Origin of the sequence: Streptomyces pyxinicus (assembly GCF_024753135.1) — a bacterium.
Classification (GTDB): Bacteria; Actinomycetota; Actinomycetes; order Streptomycetales; family Streptomycetaceae; genus Streptomyces; species Streptomyces pyxinicus.
In genome coordinates, this window is record NZ_JANUGP010000009.1 from 22,957 (window position 1) to 36,052 (window position 13,096).

Consider the following 13,096-nt stretch of genomic DNA (forward strand, 5'->3'; position numbering starts at 1 on the left):
ATCTCGCAGTAACGAACCGGCTACACATTGAACCGAAACTCCACCACATCCCCATCCCGCATCACATACTCCTTCCCCTCCATACGAGCCTTGCCCTTGGCCCGTGCCTCGGTGATCGAGCCCGTCTCGACCAGGTCGTCGAAGGAGATGACCTCGGCCTTGATGAAGCCCTTCTGGAAGTCGGTGTGGATCACGCCGGCCGCCTCGGGGGCCGTGGCGCCCCTCTTGATGGTCCAGGCGCGGGACTCCTTGGGGCCGGCCGTGAGGTAGGTCTGCAGGCCGAGGGTGTTGAAGCCGACGCGGGCCAGGGTGGCGAGGCCGGGCTCGTGCTGGCCGACGGACTCCAGGAGTTCCAGGGCCTCCTCCTCGTCCAGCTCGGCGAGGTCTGCCTCCAGCTTGGCGTTGAGGAAGATCGCCTCGGCGGGGGCGACCAGGGCGCGCTGCTCGTTCTTGAAGTCCTCGTCCACCAGTTCGTCCTCGTCCACGTTGAAGACGTAGAGGAAGGGCTTCGTGGTGAGCAGGTGCAGGTCGTGCAGCAGCTCGGCGCGCTCGGTGCCCTGGACGATGCCGTGCGTGAAGAGCGTGTCGCCCTTCTCCAGGATCTCCTTGGCCTCCTCGACGGCCTTGACCTTGGGCGCGATGTCCTTCTTGATCCGGGACTCCTTCTGGAGGCGCGGCAGGACCTTCTCGATGGTCTGGAGGTCGGCGAGGATCAGCTCGGTGTTGATCGTCTCGATGTCGTCCTTCGGCGAGACCTTGCCGTCGACGTGCACGACGTTCTCGTCCTTGAAGGCGCGGATGACCTGGCAGATCGCGTCGGACTCGCGGATGTTCGCGAGGAACTTGTTGCCCAGGCCCTCGCCCTCGGAGGCGCCGCGCACGATGCCGGCGATGTCCACGAAGTCGACCGTGGCCGGAAGGATGCGCTCGGAGGAGAAGATCGAGGCCAGCTTGGCGAGCCGGCCGTCGGGGACGCCGACGACGCCGACGTTCGGCTCGATCGTGGCGAACGGGTAGTTGGCCGCCAGCACGTCGTTCTTGGTCAGGGCGTTGAACAGGGTCGACTTGCCGACGTTGGGCAGGCCGACGATTCCGATCGTGAGCGACACGTTGCGACTTCCCGTTGATGAGTGGGCCAGGGGCTGCCAGGGGCCAGAGACACTGGCCGATCCACCAGTTTACGGCGTCCGGCGGGGGCGGCTCGCGGGAGCGGGGAACGTCCGGCCAAGCTCTGTTCACCGGCGTGTCTGTGGGCCGATTGAGCACATAAGCAGACCTAGGTTGGTCCAGTGGAGCAACACAGGACGCGGTCACCGCACGACGGAAGGCGATCGCACGAGGGAAGGCGACGAGGCATGCCACCCGGTTCCCTGCCGTCGCAGGGCCGCCGCAGGCCCGGCGGTGGCCCTGCGGCGGCCGGCGGTGAACGCGTCGGCAGGCCCCGCCGGCCGGCGGAGGGCGAGCGGCCCCGGGCCGCGCTGCGCGGGCCCCGGCCGCCCGCGCCGGGGCCGCGGCTGCCCAACCCCCGGCTCACCGGGCTGGGCAGCGGCCTGTTCTGCGCGCTGGCGATGTTCCTGCTCGGCTGTCTCGACCTGCTCCTGTTCGGCGGGTCCCTGACGGCCTACGGGGTGCTGTTCCTGCCGGTGTGCGCCCTGACCGCGCTGTGGGTGCACGACGGGGACCTGCTGACCGCGCCCGTGGTGGTGCCGATCGCGTTCGTGACCGGGCTCCTGCCCGTCGCCGACGGCAGCGGAGGGCTGCTCGGCCGGCTGATGGGCCTCGTCACCGCGCTCGCCACGCAGGCCAGCTGGCTGTACGGCGGGACGCTGGTCGCCGGTGTGATCGTCCTCGGCCGGCGGGTGCGGACGGTGCGGATGGTACGGCGGCGCCGGCGCCGGATCTGAAGGGCGTCGGCGACCGCCGGTGGCGTCTCCGCTACGCGTGTTCCGCCGCCCGCATCGCCGCCCCCACGATCCCCGCGTTGTTCTGGAGCTGCGCGGGGACGATCTCGGCGCGGATGCCCTCGATGTAGTGCAGGAACTTCTCCGACTTGCGGCTGACCCCGCCGCCGATGATGAAGAGCGAGGGCGAGAAGAGCATCTCCACGTGGGCCAGGTACTTCTGGACGCGGTGCGCCCACTGCTCCCAGCTCAGGTCGTGGTCCTCCTTGGCCTTGCTGGAGGCCCGCTTCTCCGCGTCGTGACCGCCCAGCTCCAGGTGGCCCAGTTCGGTGTTCGCGAGCAGGGCGCCGTCCGTGAAGACGGCGCTGCCGATGCCGGTGCCGAAGGTGAGCAGGATGATCGTGCCCGCGCGGTCCCGGCCGGCGCCGAAGCGCATCTCGGCGACGCCCGCCGCGTCCGCGTCGTTGACCACGTGCACCGGCAGGCCGCCGAGCCGGTCGCTGAACAACGCGCGCGCGTCCGTGTCGATCCAGCTCTTGTCGACGTTCGCCGCCGTACGGATCGTCGCGCCGCCGGTGACCACGCCCGGGAAGGTCAGGCCGACCGGGCCGGTCCAGCCGAAGTGGTCGATGACCTGCTTGACCCCGTCGGCGACGCCGTCGGGCGTCGCCGGGTGCGGGGTGAGCACCTTGCACCGCTCCTGGGCCAGGTCGCCCTTGTCCAGGTCCACAGGGGCGCCCTTGATCCCGGATCCGCCGATGTCCACGCCGAAGATCTGCATGGCACCACGTTACGACGCTCCACTGACCGTCACTACGCTCGTCACTCGGCGGGCTGCCCCTGGGCGCCCGCGCCGCCGCGCTCCGCGACCAGGGCGGCGGCCTCGTCGCGCAGGTCCCGGCGCAGCTCCTTGGGCAGCGAGAAGGTGATGGACTCCTCGGCGGCCTTGACCAGCTCGACGTCCGCGTAGCCGCGCTCGGCGAGGTAGGCGAGGACCTCCTCGACCAGCACCTCGGGCACGGAGGCGCCGGAGGTGACGCCGACGGTGCCGACGCCGTCCAGCCAGGCCTCGTCGATCTCGGCGGCGAAGTCGACCAGGTAGGCGGCGCGGGAGCCGGCCAGCTTGGCGACCTCGACCAGGCGCTTGGAGTTGGAGGAGTTGCGCGAGCCGACGACGATGACCAGCTCGGCCTCGGCGCCCATCTGCTTCACGGCGAGCTGGCGGTTCTGCGTGGCGTAGCAGATGTCGTCACTCGGCGGGGAGGTCAGGCCCGGGAACTTGGTCTTCAGGGCGTCGACCGTCTCCATCGTCTCGTCGACGGAGAGGGTGGTCTGGGAGAGCCACACCACCTTCGCGGGGTCGCGGACCTCGACCTTGGCGACGTCCTCGGGGCCGTCGACCAGCTGGATGTGGTCGGGGGCCTCGCCGGAGGTGCCGATGACCTCCTCGTGGCCCTCGTGGCCGATCAGGAGGATGTCGTAGTCGTCCTTGGCGTAGCGGACGGCTTCCTTGTGGACCTTGGTGACCAGCGGGCAGGTGGCGTCGATGGTGGCGAGCCGGCCCCGCGCGGCCTCGTCGTGCACCGTGGGCGCGACGCCGTGCGCGGAGAACATGACGATGTTGCCGGGCGGAACCTCCTCGGTCCGCTCGACGAAGATCGCGCCCTTCCTCTCCAGGGTCTGCACGACGTACTTGTTGTGGACGATCTCGTGCCGGACGTAGATCGGGGCCCCGTACTGTTCGAGGGCCTTCTCGACGGCGATCACGGCGCGGTCCACACCCGCGCAGTAGCCTCGGGGTGCGGCGAGCAGGACACGGCGGCCAGGCGAAGCGGTCATGCGTCCCATCGTAAGGCCGCGTTCGGCGGCGCGGAGATCGCGTCGGCGCGCTCCGCCGGGGAAGACTGTGTCCCATGTCCGACACCGGAACGACGTCCTCCGTGGTCGACGCCCGCCGGCGGCTGCGCCGCAGCCTGGGCTTCCGGGACCTGGTGGTCTACGGGCTGCTGTTCATCGCCCCGATGGCCCCGGTCGGCGTCTTCGGGGCGCTGGACGCGCGCTCGCACGGCGCGGTGGCGCTGGTGTACCTGGTGGCGACGGTGGCGATGGCGTTCACCGCGTTCAGCTACGCGCAGATGGTGCGGGTCGTACCGCAGGCGGGATCGGTGTTCGCCTACGCGCGCGCGGGGCTCGGGGACGGGGCGGGGTTCGTCGCGGGCTGGATGGTGATGCTCGACTACGTGCTGATCCCGGCGGTGGCGTACCTGTTCTCCGGGATCGCGATGAACGCGCTGGTGCCGGAGGTGTCCCGCTGGGTGTGGACGGCGCTCGCGGTGCTGGCGACGACGCTGCTCAACCTCTGGGGCGTACGGGCCGCCGCGCGCGTGGGCTTCCTGGTGTTGGCCCTTGAGGTCGTCGTCCTGCTGGTGTTCGTGGTGTCGGCGGTGGTGGTGCTGGCGCGGGACGGGGCCGCGCGGGGGTGGCTGTCGCCGCTGACGGGTGACGGCACGCAGGGGGCGTTCGCGTTGTCGGCGGTGCTCGGGGCGGTGTCGGTGGCGGTGCTGTCGTACCTGGGCTTCGACGCGATCGCGACGTTCGCCGAGGAGGTCACCGGCGGTTCGCGGAAGGTGGCGCGGGCGCTGCTGTGCTGTCTGGCGCTGGCCGGGGTGCTGTTCGTGGCGCAGACGTACCTGGTGGCGCTGCTGGAGCCGACGCCGTCCGCGCGGCTGGCCGCCGCGCCGGGCTTGCAGGGCTCGGCGTTCTACGACGCGGTCGACACCTCCGTCGGCGGCTGGCTGCACGACCTGGTCGCGGCGAGCAAGGCGGTCGGGGCGGCGTTCGCGGCGCTCGCGGGGCAGGCCGCGGCCGGGCGGCTGCTGTTCGCGATGGCCCGGGACCGGCGGCTGCCGCGGGTCCTGGCACGGACCGACTCGGGTGTGCCCCGGGTCGCCCTGCTGTGCGCGGCGGTGGTGACGCTGGTCGCGGCCGGGTGGGCGGCCCGGCGCGACGACGGCCTCGACAAGCTGGTCTCGGTGGTCGACGTGGGCGCGCTGACGGCCTTCACCCTGCTGCACGCCGCCGTGCTGGGCTACTTCGCGCTACGACGGTCCGGCGGCCAGGTGAGCTGGTGGCGGCACGTGCTGGTGCCGGTGGCGGGAGCGGCGATCACGCTGGCGGTGATCGTGGCGGCGGCCGGCGTCGCCCAGGCGGTGGGCGCGGTGTGGCTGGCGGTGGGTCTGGTGGTGCTGCTGATCCAGCGCCGCCGGTCCCGACAGCCGCGGAACCCCTCGCTGTCGTAGGGGACCGTTACCCTCGGCGCATGGCTGCCAACACGTCCCCCGACGCGCCGCTCCCCGTCGGTGAGGTGTCCCGGATGATCGGGGGGTGGATCGACCGGCTCGGCGCGGTGTGGGTCGAGGGGCAGATCACCCAGTTGTCGCGCCGCCCGGGTGCCGGCGTGGTCTTCCTGACGCTGCGCGACCCGTCGTACGACATCTCGGTGAGCGTGACCTGCTACCGGCAGGTCTTCGACGCCGTCGCGGACCTCGTCGGCGAGGGCGCCCGCGTCGTCGTCCTGGCGAAGCCCGAGTGGTACGCGCCGCGCGGTCAGCTGTCGCTGCGGGCCGCCGAGATCAAGCCCGTCGGCGTCGGCGAGCTGCTCGCCCGGCTGGAGCGATTGAAGAAGGCGCTGGCCGCCGAGGGGCTGTTCGCGCCGGAGCGCAAGAAGCCGCTGCCGTTCCTGCCGCAGCTGATCGGGCTGGTCTGCGGCCGTGCCTCCGCCGCTGAGCGGGACGTGCTGGAGAACGCCCGGCACCGCTGGCCCGCCGTCCGCTTCGAGGTGCGCAACGTGGCGGTGCAGGGCGTGCACGCGGTGCCGGGGGTCGTGCAGGCGGTGAAGGAGCTGGACGCGATCGAGGACGTGGACGTCATCGTCGTCGCGCGCGGCGGCGGCAGCGTGGAGGACCTGCTCCCGTTCTCCGACGAGCAGCTGGTGCGGGCGGTGGCCGCGTGCCGTACGCCCGTCGTGTCGGCCATCGGGCACGAGCCGGACAACCCGCTGCTCGACCATGTCGCCGACCTGCGCGCCTCCACCCCGACCGACGCGGCGAAGAAGGTCGTGCCGGACGTGGGCGAGGAGTTCGAGCGGGTGCGGATGCTGCGGGACCGGGCCCGGCGGTGTGTGGGCGCGTTCGTGGAGCGCGAGGCGCGGGGGCTGGCGCACGCGCTGGCCCGGCCCTCGATAGAGGACCCGCACCGGATGGTCGACGAGCGGGCCGACCACGTCGCGTCCCTGGTCGAGCGGAGCCGGCGCACCCTCGGGCATCTGCTGGACCGCGCGGACTCGGAGCTGACGCACACCCACGCGCGGGTGGTCGGCCTCTCCCCCGCGGCGACGCTCAAGCGCGGCTACGCGGTGCTCCAGAAGGCCGACGGGCATGTGGTCCGGGACCCGGCGGAGGCAGCCTCGGGAGAGGCGCTGCGGGCCCGGGTCGCGGACGGCGAATTCACGGTGAGGGTGGAGAAATGACCGGCAAGGTGGAGAAATGACGGGCACGGCGGACGAGGCGGCGCTCTCGTACGAGCAGGCGCGGGACGAGCTGATCGAGGTCGTCCGGCGGTTGGAGGCGGGTGGTACGACGCTGGAGGAGTCCCTCGCCCTGTGGGAGCGCGGCGAGGAACTGGCCAAGGTCTGCCGGCGCTGGCTGGAGGGCGCCCGGGCCCGGCTGGACGCGGCGCTGGCCGAGGAGGAGTCGGCGGCGGCGGGGGAGGACGGCGAGTAGCGGGCGCCGGAACGCGACGGGGCTGTGAAGCGGATCACCTGGCCCCGCTTTTTGTTGAACTTTGAAATTCTCCTGGCGTAGGGTCGGTGTGTCAGCCGGTCCGGAACCTCGGACCGGACGCACACCCCAGGAAGTCACGCATGTCTCTCGTTCTTGACCCCGCTGCCCAGGACCTGCTGTTCCGCGAGGCCCGCACCGCGAACACCTTCACCGACGAGCCGGTGACCGAGGAGCAGATGCAGGCGATCTACGACCTGGTCAAGTACGGGCCGACCGCCTTCAACCAGACCCCGCTGCGCGTCACCCTGGTCCGCTCCCCCGAGGCCCGCGAGCGCCTGGTGCCGCTCATGGCCGAGGGCAACCGGCCCAAGACCGCCGCCGCGCCGCTGGTCGCGATCCTCGCCGCGGACAACGAGTTCCACGAGGAGCTGCCGGCCCTGTTCCCGGCCTTCCCGGCCGCCAAGGACGCCTTCTTCTCCCAGCGCGCGGCCCGTGAGGGCTCCGCGGCCCTCAACGCCGCGCTCCAGGCCGGTTACTTCATCGTGGGCGTCCGCGCCGCCGGTCTCGCCGCCGGCCCGATGACCGGCTTCGACTTCGAGGGCGTCCGCAAGGAGTTCCTGGACGACGACCACACCCCGCTGATGATCGTCAACATCGGCCGCCCGGGCCCGGACGCCTGGTACCCGCGCTCCCCGCGCCTGTCCTACGACGACGTCGTCACCACCGTCTGAGCGGACATCGTCCGAGCGGACACCGGCGCGCGAACGTACGCATGGCGAAGGCCCCCTGGCATCGGCCGGGGGGCCTTCGTGGTGCTCGCCGGGCCGCGCGCCCCGGGCTACTTCATCTCCAGCGCCGTCGCCATCCGCTTCAGCTCCGTGAAGGACGCGGTGCCGGCCACCACCGTGGTGGCGCCGGGGGTGTCGCGCAGCACGAGGGCGTCGTAGCGGCCGCCGGTGTAGCGGGTCCAGGTGTGGTCGCCGATCCGCTCGGTCCGCTTGGTCGCCGAGGCGCCCTGGGTGGCGTCGTCGATGAACTCGGACGGCTTCAGGGTGGACTGCTCGACCTGCACGTACTGCTCGTCCGGGGTCTGGAAGCCGAGGTGCCAGCGGTCGGACTTCTCGCCCTGGAAGCGTACGGAGGTCGCCTTCCAGGTACTCGGCAGCCCCTCGGGCGCGGCGACGGGGTAGCTCACCGCGCGCCGGGCCGTGAGCAGCTCGACCCGGTAGTCGACCCGCTGGAGGTCGGGAGAGTGATCGTCGTGCGGGATGGCGAGGAAGTAGACGACCAACGCCGCGATCCCGATGAGCGCCAGGGAGAGGATCATGTCCCGGGCCGTCTTCTGCTTGCCGTTCGAACCTGCCACGCCCCCTATCGTCGCAGGTGCCCCGGGCGCTCATCCGTGGGGTCCCCTGCTCATTTTATCTGCCTGACGATAGAGTCGGAGGCAGACCCTCATCCGGCCGTCGTCGTATCAGAAAGGTGCGCTCCGATGACCGAAAATCATCACCTGCCGTCCGAGCTCGATGTCCCCTCCGAGGCACCCGACCGCAACCTCGCCCTGGAGCTCGTCCGGGTGACCGAGGCCGCCGCCATGGCAGCGGGCCGCTGGGTGGGGCGCGGCGACAAGAACGGCGCCGACGGTGCCGCGGTGCGTGCCATGCGGACCCTCGTCTCCACCGTGTCGATGAACGGCGTCGTCGTCATCGGCGAGGGCGAGAAGGACGAAGCCCCGATGCTCTTCAACGGGGAGCACGTGGGCGACGGCACCGGCCCCGAGGTCGACATCGCCGTCGACCCGATCGACGGCACCACGCTGACCGCCAAGGGCATGCCCAACGCCATCGCCGTCCTGGCCGCCGCCGAGCGCGGCGCCATGTTCGACCCGTCCGCCGTGTTCTACATGGACAAGCTGGTCACCGGGCCCGAGGCGGCGGACTTCGTCGACATCGACGCCCCGGTGGCGGTGAACATCCGGCGGATCGCCAAGGCCAAGCGGTCCGCGCCGGAGGACGTCACCGTCGTCATCCTGGACCGGCCGCGGCACGAGGGCCTGATCCGGGAGGTCCGGGAGGCGGGCGCGCGGATCAAGCTGATCTCCGACGGCGATGTCGCCGGCTCGGTGTACGCGCTGCGCGAGGGCACCGGCGTCGACCTGCTGCTCGGCATCGGCGGCACCCCCGAGGGCATCATCTCGGCCTGCGCCGTGAAGTGCCTCGGCGGCACGATCCAGGGCAAGCTGTGGCCCAAGGACGACGAGGAGCGGCAGCGGGCGATCGACGCGGGCCACGACCTGGACCGCGTCCTGACCACCGACGACCTGGTCTCCGGGGAGAACGTCTTCTTCGTGGCGACCGGCATCACCGACGGCGAACTGCTGCGCGGGGTGCGCTACCGCTCGGAGACCGCGCTGACCGAGTCGATCGTGATGCGGTCGAAGTCGGGGACGGTACGGCGGATCGACTCCGAGCACCGACTGCGCAAGCTGCGGGCCTACAGCGCGGTCGACTTCGACCGGGCCAAGTGACCGCCGGGCCTGCGGGCCCGAGCGGCTGAGCGGAGAAGGGGCACGCCCTCGGTGCGGAGCGGGCGCGCCCCTTCCGTCGGTCCGTGGCCTCGCTCAGCCCGCTATGCGGTCGGCCGCCGCGGTCGCCCGGGACGCCTTCTTCAGCTCCATCTCGCGGCGGCGGCGCCGGGCCAGGACCACGCGGCGCTCCGCGGCGGTGAGGCCGCCCCAGACGCCGTAGGGCTCGGGCTGGAGCAGGGCGTGTTCACGGCACTCGACCATGACCGGGCAGCGGGCGCAGACGCGCTTGGCCGCCTCCTCGCGGGAGAGCCGCGCGGCGGTGGGCTCCTTCGACGGTGCGAAGAACAGGCCCGCCTCGTCACGCCGGCACACCGCCTCGGTGTGCCAGGGCGCGTCTTGGTCCCTGTCCCGCGCCGGTACCCGCTGGGCCGGCACAGCAGCTACCTGCAGGGACGAATGCGGCGGTTGCAGCACGGCCTACTCCTGACGACGGCTTCGCGAGCGAGAGACGATGCAGCAAGGCCTACCCGCTGTACGCGCGCCTATGCACAGCGTCGACGGGCGCGGGCGCACGACGGCTCGTTCACGCCCCCCGGTTCGCAGGCGTCAACGGTCGTCACCGGTCGAGGTGCACGCTCGTCACCAGTCGAGGTGTCTGCGCAGCTTCCGGTCCAGCTTGTCCTGCACGCGGTCCTGGACGCGTTCGAGGATGTCGGCGACGAGCTTGCCGCGTCTGGGGCGCGCCTCCACGTTGCCGAAGACGGCCCAGCCGTCGACGTAGACCACGGGGGCGTCGGACTCCGCCGAGTCCAGCGGGCTCACCTCGAAGGCGCCCAGCACTCCGCCGCCGGTGCCGCGCAGCGAGATGTTCTCCGGCACCCGGATCTGGACCTTGCCGAAGACGGCGAAGGCCTTGATGACGACCTGCTGGTACTCGAAGATCGCCTCGCTGAGGTCGATCTCGACCGAACCGAAGACCGCGTACGCGTGCAGCCGGCGGCCGGCGCGCCAGCGGCCCCGGCGCACGGCGCTGGAGAACACCGCGACCACGTTGGCGTCGGCCTCGGCCGGTATGGCACCGGCGGTCGGCCGGGGCGGGACGGGTGTGTAGGCGGGGGCGCCCTGGCGCTGGTGGGCGGCGGGCAGGTCCCGTATGAAGACGTCCAGCTCGCCCACCGTCTTGGCGTGCAGCACCCCGTCGACACGCTCGGCGTGTTCGTCGGGGGTCAGGCGGCCCTCGGCGAGGGCCTCGCGGAGCATGTCGGCTACCCGGTCGCGGTCGGCGTCCGAGGCGCGCAGTTCGGTGACGCGCGGTCCGGCGTCCTGGATGGGGGCGGGCTTCTGAAGGTCCACGGCAGCAGCGTACCGAAACGCGATAGATCGCGACCAGGGGTGTGGATAACCCCGGGCGTGTCGAACTGAGCCTTACCTCACAGGTTCCGGCTCCGGAGCAGGTCCTACGCTGGACGGGCCCGCCAGCGTCGGCGGGGCCCGTCCGTCAGAGTGAGGAATAGGCTGAGATGCCTGAGTTCGCGTACACCGACCTGCTCCCCCAGGGAGAGGACACCACCCCGTACCGGCTGGTGACCTCCGAGGGCGTCTCCACCGTCGAGGGACCGGACGGGCGCACGTTCCTCAAGGTGGAGCCGGAGGCGCTGCGCAAGCTCGCCGAGGAGGCCGTCCACGACATCCAGCACTACCTGCGCCCGGCCCACCTCGCACAGCTGCGCCGCATCATCGACGACCCGGAGGCCAGCGCCAACGACAAGTTCGTCGCGCTGGACCTGCTGAAGAACGCCAACATCGCGGCGGCCGGGGTGCTGCCGATGTGCCAGGACACCGGCACGGCGATCGTCATGGGCAAGCGCGGACAGAACGTGCTGACGGCCGGCGAGGACGAGAAGCACCTCTCGCACGGCATCTACGACGCCTACACCAGGCTCAACCTGCGCTACTCGCAGATGGCCCCGCTCACCATGTGGGAGGAGAAGAACACCGGCTCCAACCTCCCCGCCCAGATCGAGCTGTACGCGGCCGACGGCGGCGCCTACAAGTTCCTGTTCATGGCCAAGGGCGGCGGCTCCGCCAACAAGTCCTTCCTGTACCAGGAGACGAAGGCCGTCCTGAACGAGGCCTCCATGATGCGGTTCCTGGAGGAGAAGATCCGCTCGCTCGGTACGGCCGCCTGCCCGCCGTATCATCTGGCGATCGTGGTCGGCGGCACCAGCGCCGAGTACGCGCTGAAGACCGCCAAGTACGCCTCAGCGCACTACCTGGACAACGTGCCGGCCGAGGGCTCGCCGCTCGGGCACGGGTTCCGGGACAAGGAGCTGGAGGAGAAGGTCTTCGAGCTGACGCAGAAGATCGGGATCGGCGCGCAGTTCGGCGGCAAGTACTTCTGCCACGACGTGCGCGTGGTGCGCCTGCCCCGGCACGGCGCGTCCTGCCCGGTCGCCATCGCCGTGTCCTGCTCGGCCGACCGGCAGGCCGTCGCGAAGATCACCGCCGAGGGCGTGTTCCTGGAGCAGCTGGAGACGGACCCGGCGCGGTTCCTGCCCGACACCACGGACGAGCACCTGGACGAGTCCGGTGACGTCGTGAAGATCGACCTCAACCAGCCGATGGACACGATCCTCGCGGAGCTGACCAAGTACCCGGTGAAGACGCGGCTCTCGCTGACCGGTCCGCTGGTCGTGGCCCGCGACATCGCGCACGCCAAGATCAAGGAGCGGCTGGACGCGGGCGAGGAGATGCCGCAGTACCTGAAGGACCACCCGGTGTACTACGCCGGTCCGGCCAAGACCCCCGAGGGCTACGCCTCCGGTTCCTTCGGCCCGACGACGGCCGGCCGCATGGACTCCTACGTGGCGCAGTTCCAGGCGGCGGGCGGCTCCAGGGTGATGCTCGCCAAGGGCAACCGCAGCAAGCAGGTCACCGACGCGTGCGGTGCGCACGGCGGCTTCTACCTCGGCTCCATCGGCGGTCCGGCCGCCCGCCTCGCCCAGGACTGCATCAAGAAGGTGGAGGTCGTGGAGTACGAGGAACTGGGCATGGAGGCGGTCTGGAAGATCGAGGTCGAGGACTTCCCGGCGTTCATCGTGGTGGACGACAAGGGCAACGACTTCTTCCAGGACCCGGCCCCGGCACCGACGTTCACGTCCATTCCGGTACGGGGGCCTGGGCTGGCCTAGGGCCTCTCGGGCGCGGCAGGGGCGGTTCTCGCCCCCGCCGCCCCTACCCGTCCCATCCCAGGGGCTCCGCCCCTTCGACCCCGCTGGGGCTGCGCCCCAGACCCCGCGCAGGCCTGGGCGGCCTTGTCCTCGAACGCCGGACGGGCTGACGGGTGCCGTCCGGCGAACAAGCTGACCGCGGAGGTCCGCCGAGGCGGCCGCCTCGGCGTTCCGGCGTGCGCCACGGCACCTCCGCGCGGCCGGTACCGCCCGCGCACCCCGGCAGCACGCCACCCCGGGCCCCTCCGGCCCGACGGCCACACGGGCCGGTGATGCCCTCCGACGGACAAGCCGACCACAAGGCGCAGCCGAAGCGACCCTCGCGACAGCGGAGGCCGCTCCGGCGCTCCGCCTCCCCCGGAAGAGCACCGTCCCGCGCCCCGGCAGCACGCCGGCCCGGGCCCCTTCCGCCCTGACGGCCACCTCCCCGGACACCGGGCGGGCCGAGTGACACCATCCGACGAACAAGCTGACCACGGGGGTCCGCCGAGACGGCCGCCCCGGCGCTCCGGCGTGGGCCACGACACCTCCGCGCGGCCGGTATCGCCCGCGCACCCCGACAGGGCGCCACTCCGGGCCCCTCCGGCCCGACGACCACACAGGCCGGTGATGCCCTCCGACGGACAAGCCGACCACAAGGCGCAACCGAAGCGACCC

The 13,096-nt window shown here is 71.6% G+C and carries 13 protein-coding genes; 7 read left to right on the plus strand and 6 right to left on the minus strand.

Annotated elements, in window-relative coordinates; genetic code table 11:
- Positions 1–20: 20 nt before the first annotated feature.
- On the minus strand, positions 21–1,109 hold the full coding sequence (ychF, locus tag NX794_RS14220; RefSeq protein ID WP_258778877.1) for a redox-regulated ATPase YchF: 1,089 nt from the start codon (positions 1,107–1,109) through the stop codon (positions 21–23).
- A gap of 180 nt (positions 1,110–1,289) precedes the next feature.
- Here ychF and NX794_RS14225 point away from each other — a divergent pair, with 180 nt between their 5' ends.
- Complete coding sequence (locus NX794_RS14225; RefSeq protein ID WP_428985904.1) at positions 1,290–1,904, plus strand: DUF6542 domain-containing protein; 615 nt, start codon at positions 1,290–1,292, stop codon at positions 1,902–1,904.
- A gap of 31 nt (positions 1,905–1,935) precedes the next feature.
- Here the strand turns inward: NX794_RS14225 and ppgK are convergent, their stop codons facing one another.
- Together ppgK and NX794_RS14235 are read right to left on the minus strand one after the other, a co-directional pair.
- On the minus strand, positions 1,936–2,682 hold the full coding sequence (gene ppgK / locus NX794_RS14230; RefSeq protein WP_258778879.1) for a polyphosphate--glucose phosphotransferase: 747 nt from the start codon (positions 2,680–2,682) through the stop codon (positions 1,936–1,938).
- A gap of 41 nt (positions 2,683–2,723) precedes the next feature.
- Positions 2,724–3,749, minus strand: a complete 1,026-nt coding sequence (locus NX794_RS14235) for a 4-hydroxy-3-methylbut-2-enyl diphosphate reductase (protein WP_258778880.1) — start codon at positions 3,747–3,749, stop codon at positions 2,724–2,726.
- 65 nt (positions 3,750–3,814) lie between these two features.
- On the opposite strand from NX794_RS14235, the gene NX794_RS14240 reads away from it, so the two are divergent.
- From NX794_RS14240 to NX794_RS14255, 4 genes are all read left to right on the plus strand, one after another.
- Complete coding sequence (locus tag NX794_RS14240) at positions 3,815–5,200, plus strand: APC family permease (protein ID WP_258778881.1); 1,386 nt, start codon at positions 3,815–3,817, stop codon at positions 5,198–5,200.
- A gap of 20 nt (positions 5,201–5,220) precedes the next feature.
- Entirely contained in the window at positions 5,221–6,429 is a 1,209-nt protein-coding gene (gene xseA, locus NX794_RS14245; protein WP_258778882.1) for an exodeoxyribonuclease VII large subunit, read from the plus strand.
- A 16-nt stretch (positions 6,430–6,445) separates the two neighbouring features.
- The gene (locus NX794_RS14250) at positions 6,446–6,682 is read left to right on the plus strand and encodes an exodeoxyribonuclease VII small subunit (protein WP_258778883.1); all 237 of its coding nucleotides are present in this window, start codon (positions 6,446–6,448) and stop codon (positions 6,680–6,682) included.
- Between the two features lie 140 nt (positions 6,683–6,822).
- Positions 6,823–7,413, plus strand: coding sequence for a malonic semialdehyde reductase (locus tag NX794_RS14255; protein WP_258778884.1), 591 nt, complete (start codon positions 6,823–6,825; stop codon positions 7,411–7,413).
- A gap of 107 nt (positions 7,414–7,520) precedes the next feature.
- Here the strand turns inward: NX794_RS14255 and NX794_RS14260 are convergent, their stop codons facing one another.
- The gene (locus NX794_RS14260; protein ID WP_258778885.1) at positions 7,521–8,048 is read right to left on the minus strand and encodes a DUF4245 domain-containing protein; all 528 of its coding nucleotides are present in this window, start codon (positions 8,046–8,048) and stop codon (positions 7,521–7,523) included.
- A gap of 126 nt (positions 8,049–8,174) precedes the next feature.
- Between NX794_RS14260 and glpX the strand changes: the two genes are divergently transcribed.
- Positions 8,175–9,209, plus strand: a complete 1,035-nt coding sequence (glpX, locus tag NX794_RS14265; protein ID WP_258778886.1) for a class II fructose-bisphosphatase — start codon at positions 8,175–8,177, stop codon at positions 9,207–9,209.
- Positions 9,210–9,302: 93 nt separating this feature from the next.
- Here the strand turns inward: glpX and NX794_RS14270 are convergent, their stop codons facing one another.
- Positions 9,303–9,683, minus strand: coding sequence for a WhiB family transcriptional regulator (locus NX794_RS14270; protein ID WP_258778887.1), 381 nt, complete (start codon positions 9,681–9,683; stop codon positions 9,303–9,305).
- A 165-nt stretch (positions 9,684–9,848) separates the two neighbouring features.
- On the minus strand, positions 9,849–10,562 hold the full coding sequence (locus NX794_RS14275; RefSeq protein WP_258778888.1) for a DUF1707 SHOCT-like domain-containing protein: 714 nt from the start codon (positions 10,560–10,562) through the stop codon (positions 9,849–9,851).
- 167 nt (positions 10,563–10,729) lie between these two features.
- Between NX794_RS14275 and NX794_RS14280 the strand changes: the two genes are divergently transcribed.
- Positions 10,730–12,400, plus strand: coding sequence for a fumarate hydratase (locus NX794_RS14280; protein WP_258778889.1), 1,671 nt, complete (start codon positions 10,730–10,732; stop codon positions 12,398–12,400).
- Positions 12,401–13,096 lie beyond the last annotated feature (696 nt).

Bases quoted from the DNA above. Each gene is read 5' to 3' on its own strand.
- NX794_RS14255 (WP_258778884.1), top strand. From the start codon at position 6,823: ATGTCTCTCGTTCTTGACCCCGCTGCCCAGGACCTGCTGTTCCGCGAG.
- ppgK (WP_258778879.1), bottom strand. From the start codon at position 2,682: ATGCAGATCTTCGGCGTGGACATCGGCGGATCCGGGATCAAGGGCGCC.
- glpX (WP_258778886.1), top strand. From the start codon at position 8,175: ATGACCGAAAATCATCACCTGCCGTCCGAGCTCGATGTCCCCTCCGAG.
- NX794_RS14280 (WP_258778889.1), top strand. From the start codon at position 10,730: ATGCCTGAGTTCGCGTACACCGACCTGCTCCCCCAGGGAGAGGACACC.
- NX794_RS14250 (WP_258778883.1), top strand. From the start codon at position 6,446: ATGACGGGCACGGCGGACGAGGCGGCGCTCTCGTACGAGCAGGCGCGG.
- NX794_RS14235 (WP_258778880.1), bottom strand. From the start codon at position 3,749: ATGGGACGCATGACCGCTTCGCCTGGCCGCCGTGTCCTGCTCGCCGCA.
- NX794_RS14240 (WP_258778881.1), top strand. From the start codon at position 3,815: ATGTCCGACACCGGAACGACGTCCTCCGTGGTCGACGCCCGCCGGCGG.
- xseA (WP_258778882.1), top strand. From the start codon at position 5,221: ATGGCTGCCAACACGTCCCCCGACGCGCCGCTCCCCGTCGGTGAGGTG.